Genomic DNA, 15,336 nt, shown 5'->3' with positions numbered 1-15,336 from the left:
TATGATTCCTTACCATTTGGAGTTTTATCATGCCGCCTCGCCGCTACAATCCTGAGCATCGTCGTGACGCGCTGCTGGAACGAATTAACCTGGATATCCCTGCTGCCGTCGCCCACGCGCTACGCGAAGATCTCGGCGGCGAAGTGAATGCCGCCAACGACATCACCGCCCAACTGTTACCGGAAGACACGCGCTCTCACGCGGTGGTGATCACCCGTGAAGATGGCGTATTTTGCGGCAAGCGCTGGGTAGAGGAAGTGTTCATCCAGCTGGCTGGGGATGATGTCACCCTGAGCTGGCATGTCGAAGATGGCGACGTGCTGACGGCCAACCAGCCGCTGTTTGAACTGGATGGCCCTTCCCGCGTGCTGTTAACCGGCGAACGCACCGCGCTGAACTTTGTACAGACGCTGTCCGGTGTCGCGAGCGTCGTTCGCCGCTATGTCGATCTGCTTGAAGGCACCAAAACCCAACTGCTTGATACCCGTAAAACCCTGCCCGGCCTTCGCACTGCGTTGAAGTACGCCGTGCTCTGCGGCGGCGGCGCGAATCACCGCCTGGGCCTGTCCGACGCGTTTCTGATCAAAGAGAATCACATCATTGCCTCCGGCTCCGTACGCCAGGCCGTTGAGAAAGCCTTCTGGCTGCACCCGGACGTGCCGGTAGAAGTGGAAGTCGAAAGCCTTGAAGAGTTGCAGGACGCGCTGAAAGCCGGGGCGGATATCATCATGCTCGATAACTTCGAAACCGATCGGATGCGCGAAGCAGTGAAGCTGACCAACGGCAAGGCGCGGCTGGAAGTCTCCGGCAACGTCACCTTCGACACCATTCGGGAGTTTGCGGAAACGGGCGTGGATTACATCTCCGTTGGTGCATTGACCAAGCACGTGCAGGCGCTCGATCTCTCCATGCGCTTTAAATAATTGCTGATGATGCGAAGAGGATTACGCGATCCTCTTCGCAGCGTTTCGTAACGCCGCTGCAAGCCATGAAATAATTCAGAAGCCTTCTTCCCGATTTCTTTTTTCCCCTTCGCAATTCATCCGTCCTGCCGCCTACAGTGCTCCCGTCAAAACCAGGAGACACTTATGAATAAACAACAAGGCTTCACCCTGATTGAACTGATGATCGTCATCGGCATCATCGCCATTCTGAGCGCCATCGGCATTCCTGCCTATCAGAACTACCTGCGCAAAGCCGCGCTGACCGACATGCTGCAAACTTTTATGCCTTACCGAACCGCCGTGGAACTGTGCGCCCTCGACCATGGCGGGGTGGCTTCGTGTGATGGCGGTACCAATGGGATCCCTTCCCCGACAACCAGCCGTTATGTTTCGAGCATGCAAATAGCTCAGGGCACCGTGACCTTAACGGGTCAGGAAAGCCTCAATGGGTTGGGCGTCACGCTGAAACCGCTGTGGAGCAACACTCAGGGCATGACGGGCTGGGAGCGCTCCTGCGTTATTGCCAGCGACAGTGCGCTGAAGCAGGCCTGTGAAGACGTATTCCGCTTTAATACCCCTGATACTACCGACACGTCTGATGCCCCTGAAGCCTCCTGAGACTGGAGACCACAGCAATGAATCACGACCAGCTCGTCACACTTTGTCTGCGGCACCAGGCGGTGCTGCTCAGCAACAGCGAGAGCGTACTGAGTATTGCTGTTGTCGGCTCGCCGCCTGCTGAACTGATGGATGCCCTGCGCTTCGCCACCCATAAACGGATAGATATTGAATGCTGGGACAGGCCACGTATGGAGAAACATCTGCAAACGGCTCAGGAATCGCACTTACCCGTAGCACGCGATGACACCGGCGATGTCATCGAACTGCTGAATCAGACCTTCCGGCAGGCGCTACAGCAGCGCGCTTCGGACATTCATATTGAGCCTGGCGAAGAGGCACTTCGCATTCGCTTGCGCGTGGATGGCGTGCTCCATGCTCTGCCCGCCCTGTCACCGACGCTCGCAAGCCCGCTCATCGCACGCCTCAAGGTATTGGGCAACCTTGATATCGCCGAACGAAGGCTGCCGCAGGACGGGCAATTTACCGTGGACATCGCCGGGCGCAGCATCTCCTTTCGCATCGCCACGCTTCCCTGCCGCGGTGGAGAGAAAGTGGTGCTGAGGCTGCTTCATCAGGTCGATCAGGCGCTGGATGTAACGGCCTTAGGCATGAATCCACCACAGCTTCAGGCCTTTCGTCTGGCGCTGGAGCAGCCTCAGGGTTTACTGCTCGTCACGGGCCCGACCGGGAGCGGAAAAACAGTAACGCTATACAGCGCGTTGCAGATGCGTAACCGGCCGGAGATCAACCTGTGCAGCGTGGAGGACCCGGTTGAAATTCCGCTCGACGGCATTAATCAGACGCAAATAAATACCCGCGCTGGGCTCACGTTTCAGAACGTCCTGCGGGCGCTACTTCGTCAGGATCCCGACGTGGTCATGGTGGGGGAAATTCGCGATACCGAGACGGCTGAAATCGCCATCAAAGCGGCGCAGACCGGGCACCTGGTGCTTTCAACCTTACACACAAACTCCACCACAGAGACGCTCGTTCGCCTGCAACAAATGGGCGTTGCCCGCTGGATGATCTCCTCTGCCCTGCTGCTGGTCGTTGCGCAGCGCCTGGTTCGTCGGCTTTGCCCGGACTGCCATATTCAGGAAGGAGAGTATAACGCCCTGCCGGTATCGTTATGGCCGCGAAAGCTCCCCCGCTGGCGAGCAGCAGGCTGTGAGCGCTGCTACCACGGTTTTCACGGGCGGATCGCACTCTTTGAAGTGCTGGCGGTTACGCCGTCGTTAAAGCAGGCGATTGTGAGCGGTGCAACGCCGGATGAGGTGGAACGGCTGGCGCGCCAGTCCGGCATGGTGATGCTCTTTGAGCACGGCTGCGAGGCCGTTGAGAGAGGGCAAACGACTGTAGAAGAGCTGTTACGGGTATTGGGGGCGCCGCCTGATGCCTGACTCTCTTTGGCACTGGCGAGGCGTGACGGAGCAGGGAGAGGCCAGAGAAGGTAGCGTCCGGGCTGAGAGCAAAATCGCCGCCATGGCGCTTATCGGGCAGGAAGGCGTGTATCCGCTAGCGATAAAGCGAAAAAAGCACAGCAAATCACAGTGGCGAAAGCAGTACAACAGCGAGCTAATAAAACAGTTGTCCACGCTGCTCAAGGCTGGATTGACGCTCACCGACAGCCTGATGCTGCTGGCAGAACAGCACCCCAGCCCACAGTGGCAGGCCCTGATGCAGGATCTTGCCCGGCAGCTGGCGCAGGGGCAGTCCCTTTCCACCGCCATGCAGCAGTGGCCGGAAGCCTTTCCGCCCTTGTATCCTGCGATGATTCAGGCGGGTGAAATGACCGGCAAGCTGGATTACTGCTGCGCGCATCTGGCCCGTCAACAGGAGGAGCAACACAGGCTCAGCCAGAAGGTAAAAAAAGCGCTGCGTTATCCGCTGATCATTCTGTCGCTTGCCGTGCTGGTCGTTATCGGGATGTGCGGCTTCGTGCTGCCGGAGTTTGCCGCCATCTATCGCACTTTCAACACGCCGCTGCCTTTGCTCACCCGGCTGGTGATGTCACTTGCTGATATCGTCCAGCAGGGTTGGCCACTTATTTTTGGCGGTGTTGCCCTGCCCTTTATCCTGCGGCCGCTGTTACAACGAAGTCCCGGCTGGCAAAAGCTCCGCCCACAAGTGTTGCTGAAATTGCCGGTGGTTTCTGGGCTGATACGCGGGCAAATGCTGAGCCAGATATATACCGTACTGGCCTTAACTCAGAATGCGGGGATCCCCTTTTTGCAGGGGCTGGAATGCGTCGAAAAAACGCTGAGCTGCCCGTGGTGGCGCAGGGTCATTGAGCAGATGAGTGTTTCGGTCGCGTCGGGAAGCACCATCTGGCAGGCGATGGAGAAGCAAAGCGTTTTCACGCCGTTGTGCAAACAGCTGGTCAGAACCGGGGAAGCGTCGGGCGCGCTTGATGCCATGCTGGATAATCTGTCGCACTACCACAGCGGGCAAACGCATCAACAGGCAGATAATCTGGCGACGCTGCTAGAACCGATAATGTTGCTGGTGACGGGCGTCATTATTGGCACGCTGGTGGTGGCAATGTATTTGCCTGTGTTTCAGTTGGGGGATGCCATTAGCGGCGGATAAACGCTGGCGCAGGGGCTACGCCAGCGTCTGACAACATTACAGGCTGTTGAACACGCGGTTCTCTTGTTCCTGAACGCGGATAAAGGTGGTGCGCTTGGTCAGCTCTTTCAGGCGCGCTGCGCCGACATACGTACAGGCAGAACGCAGGCCTCCGAGGATATCACGCGCGGTATCTTCTACCGGCCCACGCAGTTTCAGCTTCACGGTTTTACCTTCAGCTGCACGGTATTTTGCAACGCCGCCAACGTGGCGATTCATCGCTGATTCGGAGCTCATGCCGTAGAACAGCATGAATTTCTCACCGTTCTCTTCCACCACGGTGCCACCGCTCTCTTCGTGACCGGCCAGCATCCCGCCGAGCATCACGAAGTCCGCGCCGCCGCCGAAGGCTTTCGCTACGTCACCCGGCATGGTGCAGCCGCCATCGCTGACGATCTGACCGCCAAGGCCGTGCGCGGCATCGGCACATTCAATTACGGCAGAAAGCTGCGGATAACCCACACCCGTTTTAACGCGAGTGGTGCATACGGAACCCGGACCGATCCCGACTTTAACAATATCTGCACCAGCCAGAATCAGCTCTTCGCACATTTCGCCAGTGACCACATTACCGGCACAGATAGTTTTAGTCGGCCAGGCTGCGCGCGCTTTCGACAGGAACTGAACGAAGTGCTCGGAGTAGCCGTTCGCCACGTCAATGCAGACGAAATTCAGCGCCGAATGCAGATTCAGAATCTGTTTAGTTTTATCGAAATCCGCATCAGAAGTGCCGGTAGAAACCATGACATGCTTCAGAACATCGTCAGAGACGCTCGCCGTGAAGGCTTTCCACTCTTCAACAGAATAGTGTTTGTGAACGGCGGTCAGAATACCAAACGACGCCAGTGCTTTTGCCATTGCAAAAGTCCCAACGGTATCCATGTTTGCCGCAATAACAGGTACGCCAGACCATTTCTGACCAGAATGCTTAAAGGTGTATTCGCGTTCGAGTTCAACTTCGGAACGGCTTTTGAGGGTAGAGCGTTTAGGGCGGATAAGAACGTCTTTAAAACCTAACTTCAGATCTTCTTCGATACGCATGTAGGGATTCCTGGGGTTAGAGGCAAAAAAGGACTAAGCACAACTCCAGTGACGCTATCATACGCAGTAATCATCCCTTCGCAAGACTGCGATTTTCACTTTTTTTACGCTACAATCGTTCAAATTTACCTGGTGAACGGCGGCATTCACGTTTGTTAGGGTAGTGGTCAGAAATGCATATTTTAACCAATTGATTTGCATTGGTTATTCTTCACGGGACAGGGTTTATGGGCTATATAGTGGCGTTAACAGGCGGCATCGGCAGCGGGAAAAGTACCGTCGCGAATGCCTTTGCAGACCTGGGAACACACGTGATTGATGCCGATATTATCGCCCGTCAGGTTGTCGAACCGGAAAGCCCGGCGCTACAGGCAATCGTCACTCGCTATGGCGCAGAGATGCTGCTGGCGGATGGCAGCCTGAATCGCCGCCTGCTTCGTGAACGTATTTTTGCTCATGCCGCCGAGAAAGCCTGGCTGAATGCCCTTCTCCACCCTCTGATTCAGCAGGAAACCCAACGCCAGATGCAGCAGGCAACCTCCCCATATGTTCTGTGGGTTGTGCCGCTACTGGTGGAAAACAAGCTCTGGCAAAAAGCCAACCGGGTGCTGGTGGTCGATGTTTCCGTCGAAACTCAGCTGAAACGCACTATTCAGCGCGATCATGTGTCTGAAGACCATGCGAAACAAATTCTTGCCGCCCAGGCCACACGCGAACAGCGTCTTGCCGTGGCGGATGACGTCATTGATAACAACGGCGCACCAGATGCCATCGCATTGGATGTAGCCCGCCTGCACGCCCGCTATCTGAAGCTGGCGCATCAGGCCGATTTACAGGAAAAACCGTAATGCACACCCACGTCCTCTTTGAACATCCCCTGAATGAGAAAATGCGCACATGGCTGCGAATTGAGTTTCTGATTCAGCAGCTCAACAGCAATCTGCCGGTGCAGGATCACGCCAGCGCCCTGCATTTTTTCAGAAACATTGCGGATTTACTGGACGTGTTCGAACGCGGTGAAGTGCGCACAGAACTGCTGAAAGAGCTGGAGCGCCAGCAGCGTAAACTGAAGCAGTGGGACGAAGTGCCGGGCGTCGATCAAACCCGCATCGAAGCGCTGCGCCAGCAGCTGAAGCAGAGCAGCGGCATACTGATGACGGCCCCGCGCGTCGGGCAGGTATTGCGTGAAGATAAGCTGGTTGGCCTGGTTCGCCAGCGTCTGAGCATTCCCGGCGGCTGTTGCAGCTTCGATTTACCCACGCTGCATATCTGGCTTCATGCCCCGCAGAGCAAACGCGACGCACAGGTGACTTACTGGCTTCAGAGCCTGGAGCCGATGAACCAGGCGCTGAACCTGATCCTCGATCTTATCCGTAACTCCGCGCCGTACCGTAAACAGACCAGCCTGAACGGCTTCTTCCAGGACAACGGTGATGATGCCGATCTGCTGCGTTTACAGCTGGCGCTGGACGCTCAGCTTTACCCGCAGATTTCCGGACATAAAAGCCGCTTCGCCATTCGATTCATGCCGCTGGACAGCGAGAACGGCCAGGTGCCGGAACGTCTGGACTTTGAACTGGCCTGCTGCTGAGGAACGGAGCACACATGACCGATATCACCACCGTCAACTGCCCGACCTGCGGCAAAAGCATCGTCTGGGGCGAACAGAGTCCGTTCCGCCCCTTCTGCAGCAAGCGCTGTCAGCTGATCGATCTTGGCGAATGGGCTGCTGAAGAGAAGCGGATCCCAAGCTCCGGCGATCTTTCCGAAAGCGACGACTGGAGCGAAGAACAGCCTTAAGCTTCGGCGATCAGTTTCGCAATCACAGGCTCGTTGGCAGGAGGGAACTCTTCTGCCAACAAATCCTTCTGCGCCACCCAGCGCCCCGGCTGCCCTTCTTTGCCCCACGGCTCGCCCTGCCAGCTGTCTACCAGCCAGAACCACAGCGTGATGTGCCTGTCCGGGAACTGATATTCCAGTTTGTCGAACAGATAAGCGGATTCTGGCAAAATGCCCACTTCCTCAAACAGCTCACGCGCCAGCGCCATCTCCGGGCTTTCGCCCTCTTCGATTTTGCCCCCCGGGAATTCCCACATGTTGGCCATGTGTGAATCCGCAGCGCGCTGGGTAATAAAGATTTCACCGGCGGCGTTACGTAAAATACCAGTCGAGATTTGCAGGGTTTTCATTGTATTAGCTCCATAAAAAAGGCGCTGTTACCAGCGCCTCAGCTTTTATTTATCGCAGTGATCAGGCAATGCGGCCATGACACTGCTTGTATTTTTTACCGGAACCGCATGGGCAAGGATCGTTGCGACCAACTTTGCGATCGCCGGTCTGTGCGGCCAGGGACTCTGCTGCGGCGGTGTCGTCGTCAGCATGGCTGAGCTGCTGCATCTGCGCCAGACGTTCAGCTTCTTCGCGGCGCTGCTCTTCCATCGCTTCCACTTCTTCCGGCATGCGGACCTGAACCTTGCACAGGGTGCTGATCACTTCATATTTCAGCGATTCCAGCATCGCGGCGAACATGGAGAAGGATTCACGCTTGTACTCCTGCTTAGGATCCTTCTGCGCATAGCCACGCAGATGGATGCCCTGGCGCAGGTAGTCCATCGCTGCCAGGTGCTCTTTCCACAGGGAGTCGAGGGTCTGCAGCATCACGCCTTTTTCGAAGTGGCGCATCATCTCGGTGCCAACCACTTCTTCCTTACGCTGATACACTTCGATACCGCTTTGCAGGATACGTTCGCGCAGGGTTTCTTCGTGCAGCTCTGGCTCTTTGTCCAGCCACTCTTTGATTGGCAGGTCGAGGTCGAAGTCATTTTTCAGGCGTTCCTGAAGGCCTTCGATGTCCCACATTTCTTCCAGAGACTGAGGCGGAATGTGCGCATCAATGGTCGCTTTGAACACGTCTTCACGGATGCTGGCGATGGTTTCGCTCACGTCAGACACGTCCAGCAGTTCGTTACGCTGGGTGTAGATCGCACGACGCTGGTCGTTGGCGACGTCATCATACTCCAGCAGCTGCTTACGAATATCGAAGTTGCGGCTTTCCACTTTACGCTGCGCGTTGGCGATAGCTTTGGTTACCCAAGGGTGTTCAATGGCTTCACCAGGCTTCATACCCAGTTTACGCATCATGCCGGACACGCGATCCGAGGCAAAAATACGCATCAGCGCATCTTCCATCGACAGGTAGAAGCGGGAAGAACCGGCGTCACCCTGACGGCCTGAACGGCCACGCAGCTGGTTATCGATACGACGTGATTCGTGACGTTCGGTACCGACGATGTGCAGGCCGCCCGCCGCCAGAACTGCGTCGTGGCGAACCTGCCAGTCTGCTTTGATCTGTGCGATTTGTTCTTCCGTCGGCGCTTCAAGCTGCGCGACTTCCGCCTGCCAGCTACCGCCGAGCATGATGTCCGTACCACGACCTGCCATGTTAGTGGCGATGGTAACGGTGGACGGATAACCCGCCTGAGCAACGATATCGGCTTCGCTGGCGTGGAATTTGGCGTTCAGCACGTTGTGCTTGATGCCTGCTTTGGTCAGCTCCTGAGAAACCACTTCCGATTTTTCGATAGAGATGGTACCCACCAGCACCGGCTGGCCGTTAACAGTACGCTCTTTAATATCTTCGATAATCGCCTGAATTTTCTCGGCTTCGGTCATGTAGACCAGGTCCGGCATGTCCTTACGGATCATCGGACGGTTGGTTGGCACCACCACGGTATCAAGTTTGTAGATGGAGCTGAACTCGAATGCTTCGGTGTCTGCCGTACCGGTCATACCCGCCAGTTTTTCGTACAGGCGGAAGTAGTTCTGGAAGGTGATAGAGGCCAGCGTCTGGTTTTCGTTCTGGATGTCCACGCCTTCTTTGGCTTCAACCGCCTGGTGCAGACCATCGGACCAGCGACGGCCCTGCATGGTACGACCGGTGTGTTCATCGACGATGATGACTTCGCCATCTTTCACGATGTAGTCAACGTCGCGAGCGAACAGCACGTGCGCACGCAGCGCCGCGGTGACGTGGTGCATCAGCATAATATTGGCAGGAGAATAGAGCGACTCGCCCTCATCCATGATGCCTTCTTTCACCAGTAGCTCTTCAACCAGCACCAGACCACGTTCGGTGATGTTCACCTGGCGCGCTTTCTCATCAACGGAGAAGTGGCCTTCGCCCTGGAAGGTGTCAGAGTCTTCTTTTTCCTGACGGATCAGGTTTGGAATGATTTTGTTAACCTGCTTGTACATCTCAGAGCTGTCTTCAGCCGGGCCGGAGATGATAAGCGGGGTACGGGCTTCATCGATAAGGATGGAGTCCACCTCATCGACCAACGCGTAGTGCAGTTTACGCTGAACGCGTTCTTCAGGGCTGAACGCCATGTTATCGCGCAGGTAGTCGAAGCCGTATTCGTTGTTGGTGCCGTAGGTGATGTCGGCTGCATAGGCTTCACGCTTCGCCGGAGCAGGCATACCGGACATGTTCACCGCGACGCTCATGCCGAGGAATTCGAACAGAGGACGGTTGTTTTCAGCATCACGCTGGGCCAGATAGTCGTTGACGGTTACAACGTGAACGCCTTTGCCAGACAGGGCGTTGACGTAGGCCGGCAGCGTTGCCGTCAGGGTTTTACCTTCACCGGTACGCATTTCTGCGATGCAGCGATCGTTAAGCACCATCCCGCCGAGCAGCTGTACGTCGAAGTGACGCATGCCGAACACGCGCTTGCTCGCCTCACGTACAACGGCAAAAGCTTCCGGGATCAGGCTTTCAACAGTGGCACCTTTTTCCAGACGGGCACGGAACTCTTCGGTTTTCGCTTTCAGCTCATCGTCAGAGAGCTTTTCCAGGTCAGGTTCCATGGCATTGATTTGTGCAACGGTTTTACGCATGCGGCGCAGCGTACGGTCGTTACGGCTACCGAAAACTTTGGTCAAAATATTAAGCATGATTACAGTCTCAATCGCCCCGCTTTGCGGAGTTTTAGTTATTAGTTGAAGGTGAGTTCTTTTCAGCTAAGGCGTTGAGGTCCGGCGCGGATGCCCTGCACCTGGCTTAACCAGCTACGGACAGAGAAGATGTTATCGGAAGGAGGCTCCGATTGAACGGATGCAGAATGGACAGCAGCAGGCGGCTGGCCTTCGCGCATTAGCAGCGCGCTGAGCGTATCCAGTAAGGCAAGGTGATGAACTTCAAGCGGTGCGGAGGCTTCCGCTACCGGCAGCGCCTGCGGTGCCATCGCGAACGAAAGATGCCGGATAACCGTGCGAATTGCGTGCTGATGCCAGTAATCGACGGTAAACGCTGGCCGACGATTGGCCTCCAGCATCAGATGCGTGAAGTTAACCTTCGTCGTGGCCGTGTGGCTGCTGGCAGTTTTGGTTGGCGGTGCGGATTCTGCTGTACTGGCAATCGCAGGCAAGCCGAATCCCGCCGCAACCATCCCCAACAGGAGATGCGGCCAGAAGTATCGTCTGCCAAACTGTCGCCAGCGCGTCAGTATTCCGTTCACTTACCTTTTCACCTTCGTTACCAGGCAACCCACTAAAAATTTTAAGCGTTCAGATAGTACCACTAATGACGCTTGCCAGCAGCAGGAATGACGGAAAACCACGTGGGAAAGTGCTCACAAAATCAGCTGTCGGACGTATTTGAAGCAGAAATTAACAACAGGAGAAGGGAGGGAGAGGTATCAGAGATACAAAAAGAAAAACGACTGGGACCCAGGACGGAGAGAGTACCTGAGTTAACCAGTCGATTTTACTGAATGGTCAGGCTTACGCCAGAACCATTGAAGGTGCTTTGAACGCCAGCGGCAGTTCTGCTTCGTCTTCGAAGGTCACAAATTCCCAGGCTTCCTGTTTTGCCAGGACGGCCTGCAACAATTTGTTGTTCAGTGCGTGACCCGATTTGAACGCCGTGAATGCACCGATAATGTTGTGACCACACATAAAGAGGTCACCGATAGCATCCAACATTTTGTGGCGAACAAATTCATCTTCAAAGCGAAGACCGTCTTCGTTCAGTACGCGATAATCGTCAACAACGATGGCACAATCGAAGCTGCCGCCCAGGCACAGGCCACGGGACTGCAGATATTCGATATCACGCATGAAGCCAAAAGTACGCGCGCGGCTAATCTGGCGCATGAACGCGTCCGCAGAGAAGTTCATAGCATAACGCTGGTTGCTGCCGTCAATCGCCGGATGGTTAAAGTCGATGGTGAAATCCAACGAGAAACCATTGTACGGCTTGAATTCAGCCCATTTGTCGCCGTCTTCTACGCGAACTGTCTCTTTGATGCGCACAAATTTCTTGGCACAGTTCAGTTCATCAATGCCTGCGTCGAGCAGCAGATAAACGAACGGAGCAGCGCTACCGTCCATAATCGGGATTTCTGGTGCATCGACTTCAATCATGATGTTGTCGATACCCAGACCCGCCAGGGCGGCATTCAGGTGCTCAACCGTTGAAATCCGCACGTCATGCTCGTTGACAAGGCAAGTACAGAGCATGGTATCACGCACAGATTTGGCATCTGCCGGAAAATCAACCGGTGGATTCAAGTCGGTGCGACGATAGATGACCCCGGTATTTGCCGGCGCAGGGCGCAGCGTCAGTGTGACTTTTTTGCCGGTGTGTAAACCGACGCCAGTCGCCTGAACGATACGTTTAAGAGTCCTTTGTTTGATCATCGTTTAATCTCGCCAAATTACTTATCCAACCGAAGTGTACTATACATTCGGCAGGCCAGTTTAGCACAAAGAGCGCAGATTCCCAAATTCCAGCTAATTCTTAATCAGCTTGCTTGCGCAGGAATGCAGGGATATCCAGATAATCCGGCTCTTTGGTGGTCTGCGGCGTATTGTCGTTAACCACTTTTGCTACCGGCTTCTGCTCTTGCGTCAACGGCGCCATGCCGTGCTGCTGATAACGGTCCATCACTGGCTGCTGCTGTTGCTTGTTGGTGACCAGGGTAATTTCTGGACGTTTGTCCATACCGATACCGGTGGCCACAACGGTCACGCGCAGTTCGTCGTTCATGTCCGGGTCGAGAGAAGTACCGATAACCACGGTCGCGTTATCCGAAGCAAACGCACGGATAGTGTTACCGACGGTTTCGAACTCATCCAGACGCAGGTCGAAACCAGCGGTGATGTTGACCAGCACGCCGCGAGCACCCGACAGGTCGATATCTTCCAGCAGTGGAGAAGAGATAGCCATTTCAGCCGCTTCTTCCGCACGGTCTTCACCGCTTGCCAGACCGGAGCCCATCATCGCGTAGCCCATTTCGGACATCACGGTGCGCACGTCAGCGAAGTCGACGTTCATCAGACCCGGACGCGTAATCAGTTCGGCGATACCCTGAACCGCGCCTTTCAGCACGTCATTGGCTGCGCCAAACGCATCCAGCAGGGAAATGCCGCGACCCAACACTTTCAGCAGCTTGTCGTTAGGAATGGTGATCAGCGAGTCCACATGTTTGGACAGCTCAGCGATACCCTGCTCCGCGAACGCCATGCGCTTCTTGCCTTCAAAGTTGAAAGGCTTGGTCACCACGGCAACGGTCAGAATACCTAAATCTTTAGCTACTTCAGCCACAACAGGTGCTGCACCGGTACCGGTACCGCCGCCCATGCCGGCTGCGATGAAGACCATGTCAGCACCATCAAGGGCAGCACGCAGCGCTTCACGGTCTTCGTCTGCCGCGTTGCGACCGACTTCCGGGTTAGCACCCGCGCCCAGACCTTTGGTAATCCCGTTACCAATCTGGATGGTCTGACCGACAGCAGTTTTACGTAACGCCTGGGCGTCCGTGTTCACCGCGAAGAATTCAACGCCCTCAATGCGCTCGCGCACCATGTGTTCAACGGCGTTGCCACCGCCACCACCGACGCCGATGACTTTAATCACCGCGTCGTTGGTCAGTTCCATAGGTTCAAACATAGTTTCTCTCTCCGTTGTGCCTGTCGCCTGAGAGCGCAATTTTCGGCGCTCTCATAAAAAATTAAAACTCTTTTCGCAGCCAGGTGTTGATTCGTTTGATCCACGAACTCACTGCGACACGTTTTTCCACTTCTGCTTCACCACTCAGGTGTGACTCTTTTCCGTAGTGCAGCAGGCCCACAGCCGTTGAATAGTAAGGCTCCTGGGCATAATCCGTCAGGCCGGTGATGTTCAGCGGCGCACCAATGCGCACCTGCGTATGGAACACGCGCTGTGCGCAGGCCGCCAGGCCTTCAATTTGCGCCGCACCGCCGGTCAGAACAATGCCTGCCGCCAGATGGTGTTTGACACCCTGCTGGCGCAGCTGTTCCTGCAACTGCAAAATCTCTTCGTTCACCAGGTTCAGCAGCTCGGTATAACGCGGCTCGATGACCTCGGCCAGCGTCTGGCGCTGCAGGCTGCGCGGTGGACGACCACCCACGCTTGGCACTTCCACGCTTTCGTCTTTGCCGACGATAGAGCCGAGCGCACAGCCGTGGCGAACTTTAATCGCCTCGGCATCGCTTGGTGGCGTACCGAAGGCGTAAGCGATGTCGCTGGTGACCACGTTCCCGGCATACGGGATAACTTTGGTATGACGCAGCGCACCGCCGGTATACACGGCGATGTCCATAGTACCACCGCCGACATCGACCACACAGACGCCCAGCTCACGTTCGTCTTCCGTCAGCACGGAATAACTCGATGCCAGCCCGGCAAAAATGAGTTGGTCAACTTTCAGGCCACAGCGTTCCACGGCTTTGACGATATTTTTCGCCATGTCGTTGTGGCAGGTAATCAGATGCACTTTCGCCTGCATGCGCACGCCAGACAAGCCGACAGGGTTTTTGATCCCTTCCTGATAGTCAATGGCGTACTCCTGCGGAATAACGTGCAGGACACGATGCTCATCACGAACGCGTACGGACTTTGCCGTGTGCACCACGTTCTCAACGTCTTCCTGGGTCACTTCTTCTTCGGAAATCGGCACCATGCCGATTTCATTCTGACAGCTAATATGTTTGCCTGAAAGCGCCAGATACACGGATGAGATCTGGCAATCAGCCATCAGTTCAGCCTGGTCAATGGCGCGCTGAACGCATTTCACCACGGATTCCAGGTCGTTAACGCCGCCTTTGTCCATACCCCGGGATGGGCAGCTGCCCACGCCGATAATATTCACCATTCCGTCGGGCAGAACTTCCCCTACCAAAGCGGCTACCTTCGCGGTACCAATTTCCAGTCCTACTACCAGTTTTCTGTCCGTCGCTTTGATCATTGTTGCTCTGCCTGTGCCTGATTCGGTTGTTGATGTGTATCCTCTACGGGAGCGGGCTGCCAGCCTACTGCCGCGCCTGAGTCATAACGCAAATCAACGTAGCTAATCCGTTTGCCATCGGTCTGCGCCTGCTGCTGAAGAACAGGATAGAGTTCTAAAAAGCGCTCAAGCCGTTTCATCGTATCGCCACGCCCCAGGTCCAGCTTGATGTCGTTACTCAACGTCAGCTGCCAGGAGCGGCGTGCGGTCATCGCCGCCACTTTCAACGTAAACTTCCCTTTTGCCAGCATCTGTCCCATATCGCGATAGCCCTGCAGCACTTCATTCTCACTGCCTTCCGGGCCATACAACATGGGCAGATTCTGCTTGCTGGTGCGATCTGCCGGGACGCTGAACGCGTTTCCGTCACTATCGACCATATGCTGATCATTCCAGCGTGCAATCGGCACATATTCAACCAGATGAATCTTCAATTCGTCCGGCCACTGCTTGCGAACGCTTGCCTGCTTGATCCAGGGCAGGCGTTCGATCTGACTCTGAATAATATTCACGTCCTGCGTCATGAACGTGCCCGGCGAACCGAGCGCCAGAATCGCCTGGCGAATATCGTCATTTTTCGTGTAGTGCCGTTCACCGGTCACCACCAGCTTGGATAAAGGCAGACGCTGCGCATCTTCCATCCAGCCCAGTACCATCCAGCCGCTCATCAACACGGTGCATAATACCGCGAGCAGGAACACAATACCTGCAAGACGCGTTCCATTATTCCTGCGTGAAGAAGCAATATCGTCCTCTTCTTCACGGTTCCGTGTGTTCAGTGCTGCCTGCGACAT

At 55.6% G+C, this 15,336-nt stretch carries 15 protein-coding genes; 7 read left to right on the top strand and 8 right to left on the bottom strand.

Features of this window, described 5'->3' with window-relative positions; translation table 11 throughout:
* The first annotated feature begins 29 nt into the window (after positions 1-29).
* From nadC to hofC, 4 genes are all read left to right on the top strand, one after another.
* On the top strand, positions 30-923 hold the full coding sequence (gene nadC / locus CRO87_RS10475) for a carboxylating nicotinate-nucleotide diphosphorylase (protein ID WP_097162884.1): 894 nt from the start codon (positions 30-32) through the stop codon (positions 921-923).
* A 165-nt stretch (positions 924-1,088) separates the two neighbouring features.
* Positions 1,089-1,562 (top strand): prepilin peptidase-dependent pilin, encoded by a 474-nt coding sequence (ppdD, locus tag CRO87_RS10470; RefSeq protein ID WP_097162883.1) that lies wholly within the window; start codon positions 1,089-1,091, stop codon positions 1,560-1,562.
* A 17-nt stretch (positions 1,563-1,579) separates the two neighbouring features.
* Positions 1,580-2,965: a type II secretion system protein GspE gene (gene gspE, locus CRO87_RS10465; protein ID WP_097162882.1), complete on the top strand. Its 1,386-nt coding sequence runs from the start codon at positions 1,580-1,582 to the stop codon at positions 2,963-2,965.
* Entirely contained in the window at positions 2,958-4,154 is a 1,197-nt protein-coding gene (gene hofC, locus CRO87_RS10460; RefSeq protein ID WP_097162881.1) for a protein transport protein HofC, read from the top strand. Before gspE ends, hofC begins: the two co-directional genes overlap by 8 nt.
* 36 nt (positions 4,155-4,190) lie before the next feature.
* Here hofC and CRO87_RS10455 read toward each other — a convergent pair whose 3' ends face one another.
* Complete coding sequence (locus CRO87_RS10455; RefSeq protein WP_097162880.1) at positions 4,191-5,234, bottom strand: GMP reductase; 1,044 nt, start codon at positions 5,232-5,234, stop codon at positions 4,191-4,193.
* 227 nt (positions 5,235-5,461) lie between these two features.
* Between CRO87_RS10455 and coaE the strand changes: the two genes are divergently transcribed.
* Genes coaE through yacG form a run of 3 tightly spaced genes read left to right on the top strand, consistent with a single transcriptional unit; the run spans position 5,462 to position 7,034 of the window.
* On the top strand, positions 5,462-6,082 hold the full coding sequence (gene coaE / locus CRO87_RS10450) for a dephospho-CoA kinase (RefSeq protein WP_097162879.1): 621 nt from the start codon (positions 5,462-5,464) through the stop codon (positions 6,080-6,082).
* Entirely contained in the window at positions 6,082-6,825 is a 744-nt protein-coding gene (zapD, locus tag CRO87_RS10445) for a cell division protein ZapD (protein WP_097162878.1), read from the top strand. Before coaE ends, zapD begins: the two co-directional genes overlap by 1 nt.
* Before the next feature lie 14 nt (positions 6,826-6,839).
* Positions 6,840-7,034 (top strand): DNA gyrase inhibitor YacG, encoded by a 195-nt coding sequence (gene yacG / locus CRO87_RS10440; RefSeq protein WP_097162877.1) that lies wholly within the window; start codon positions 6,840-6,842, stop codon positions 7,032-7,034.
* Here the strand turns inward: yacG and mutT are convergent.
* The 7 genes from mutT to ftsQ all read right to left on the bottom strand — a co-directional run bounded on the left by mutT (position 7,031) and on the right by ftsQ (position 15,336).
* Positions 7,031-7,423, bottom strand: a complete 393-nt coding sequence (gene mutT / locus CRO87_RS10435; RefSeq protein WP_097162876.1) for an 8-oxo-dGTP diphosphatase MutT — start codon at positions 7,421-7,423, stop codon at positions 7,031-7,033. The two genes, yacG and mutT, sit on opposite strands and share 4 nt — an antisense overlap.
* 61 nt (positions 7,424-7,484) lie before the next feature.
* Positions 7,485-10,190 (bottom strand): preprotein translocase subunit SecA, encoded by a 2,706-nt coding sequence (gene secA, locus CRO87_RS10430; protein WP_097162875.1) that lies wholly within the window; start codon positions 10,188-10,190, stop codon positions 7,485-7,487.
* Between the two features lie 59 nt (positions 10,191-10,249).
* Positions 10,250-10,750, bottom strand: a complete 501-nt coding sequence (gene secM, locus CRO87_RS10425) for a secA translation cis-regulator SecM (RefSeq protein WP_097162874.1) — start codon at positions 10,748-10,750, stop codon at positions 10,250-10,252.
* Positions 10,751-11,015: 265 nt separating this feature from the next.
* Complete coding sequence (lpxC, locus tag CRO87_RS10420) at positions 11,016-11,933, bottom strand: UDP-3-O-acyl-N-acetylglucosamine deacetylase (RefSeq protein ID WP_097162873.1); 918 nt, start codon at positions 11,931-11,933, stop codon at positions 11,016-11,018.
* A 100-nt stretch (positions 11,934-12,033) separates the two neighbouring features.
* Positions 12,034-13,185 (bottom strand): cell division protein FtsZ, encoded by a 1,152-nt coding sequence (gene ftsZ / locus CRO87_RS10415; RefSeq protein WP_097162872.1) that lies wholly within the window; start codon positions 13,183-13,185, stop codon positions 12,034-12,036.
* A gap of 61 nt (positions 13,186-13,246) precedes the next feature.
* On the bottom strand, positions 13,247-14,503 hold the full coding sequence (gene ftsA / locus CRO87_RS10410; RefSeq protein WP_097162871.1) for a cell division protein FtsA: 1,257 nt from the start codon (positions 14,501-14,503) through the stop codon (positions 13,247-13,249).
* A complete protein-coding gene (gene ftsQ / locus CRO87_RS10405; RefSeq protein WP_097162870.1) occupies positions 14,500-15,336 on the bottom strand; it encodes a cell division protein FtsQ in 837 nt (278 codons plus the stop codon). The genes ftsA and ftsQ overlap by 4 nt, the downstream gene beginning before the upstream one ends.

The sequence above is a fragment of the Enterobacter sp. CC120223-11 genome, from assembly GCF_900215375.1.
Taxonomy (GTDB): domain Bacteria; phylum Pseudomonadota; class Gammaproteobacteria; order Enterobacterales; family Enterobacteriaceae; genus Scandinavium.
This window is presented reverse-complemented; position numbering and strand designations above follow the sequence as displayed.

Excerpts from the sequence above, each read along its gene's own strand:
- nadC (WP_097162884.1), top strand. The coding sequence starts at position 30 with ATGCCGCCTCGCCGCTACAATCCTGAGCATCGTCGTGACGCGCTGCTG.
- ppdD (WP_097162883.1), top strand. The coding sequence starts at position 1,089 with ATGAATAAACAACAAGGCTTCACCCTGATTGAACTGATGATCGTCATC.
- gspE (WP_097162882.1), top strand. The coding sequence starts at position 1,580 with ATGAATCACGACCAGCTCGTCACACTTTGTCTGCGGCACCAGGCGGTG.
- hofC (WP_097162881.1), top strand. The coding sequence starts at position 2,958 with ATGCCTGACTCTCTTTGGCACTGGCGAGGCGTGACGGAGCAGGGAGAG.
- CRO87_RS10455 (WP_097162880.1), bottom strand. The coding sequence starts at position 5,234 with ATGCGTATCGAAGAAGATCTGAAGTTAGGTTTTAAAGACGTTCTTATC.
- coaE (WP_097162879.1), top strand. The coding sequence starts at position 5,462 with ATGGGCTATATAGTGGCGTTAACAGGCGGCATCGGCAGCGGGAAAAGT.
- zapD (WP_097162878.1), top strand. The coding sequence starts at position 6,082 with ATGCACACCCACGTCCTCTTTGAACATCCCCTGAATGAGAAAATGCGC.
- yacG (WP_097162877.1), top strand. The coding sequence starts at position 6,840 with ATGACCGATATCACCACCGTCAACTGCCCGACCTGCGGCAAAAGCATC.
- mutT (WP_097162876.1), bottom strand. The coding sequence starts at position 7,423 with ATGAAAACCCTGCAAATCTCGACTGGTATTTTACGTAACGCCGCCGGT.
- lpxC (WP_097162873.1), bottom strand. The coding sequence starts at position 11,933 with ATGATCAAACAAAGGACTCTTAAACGTATCGTTCAGGCGACTGGCGTC.
- ftsZ (WP_097162872.1), bottom strand. The coding sequence starts at position 13,185 with ATGTTTGAACCTATGGAACTGACCAACGACGCGGTGATTAAAGTCATC.
- ftsA (WP_097162871.1), bottom strand. The coding sequence starts at position 14,503 with ATGATCAAAGCGACGGACAGAAAACTGGTAGTAGGACTGGAAATTGGT.
- ftsQ (WP_097162870.1), bottom strand. The coding sequence starts at position 15,336 with ATGTCGCAGGCAGCACTGAACACACGGAACCGTGAAGAAGAGGACGAT.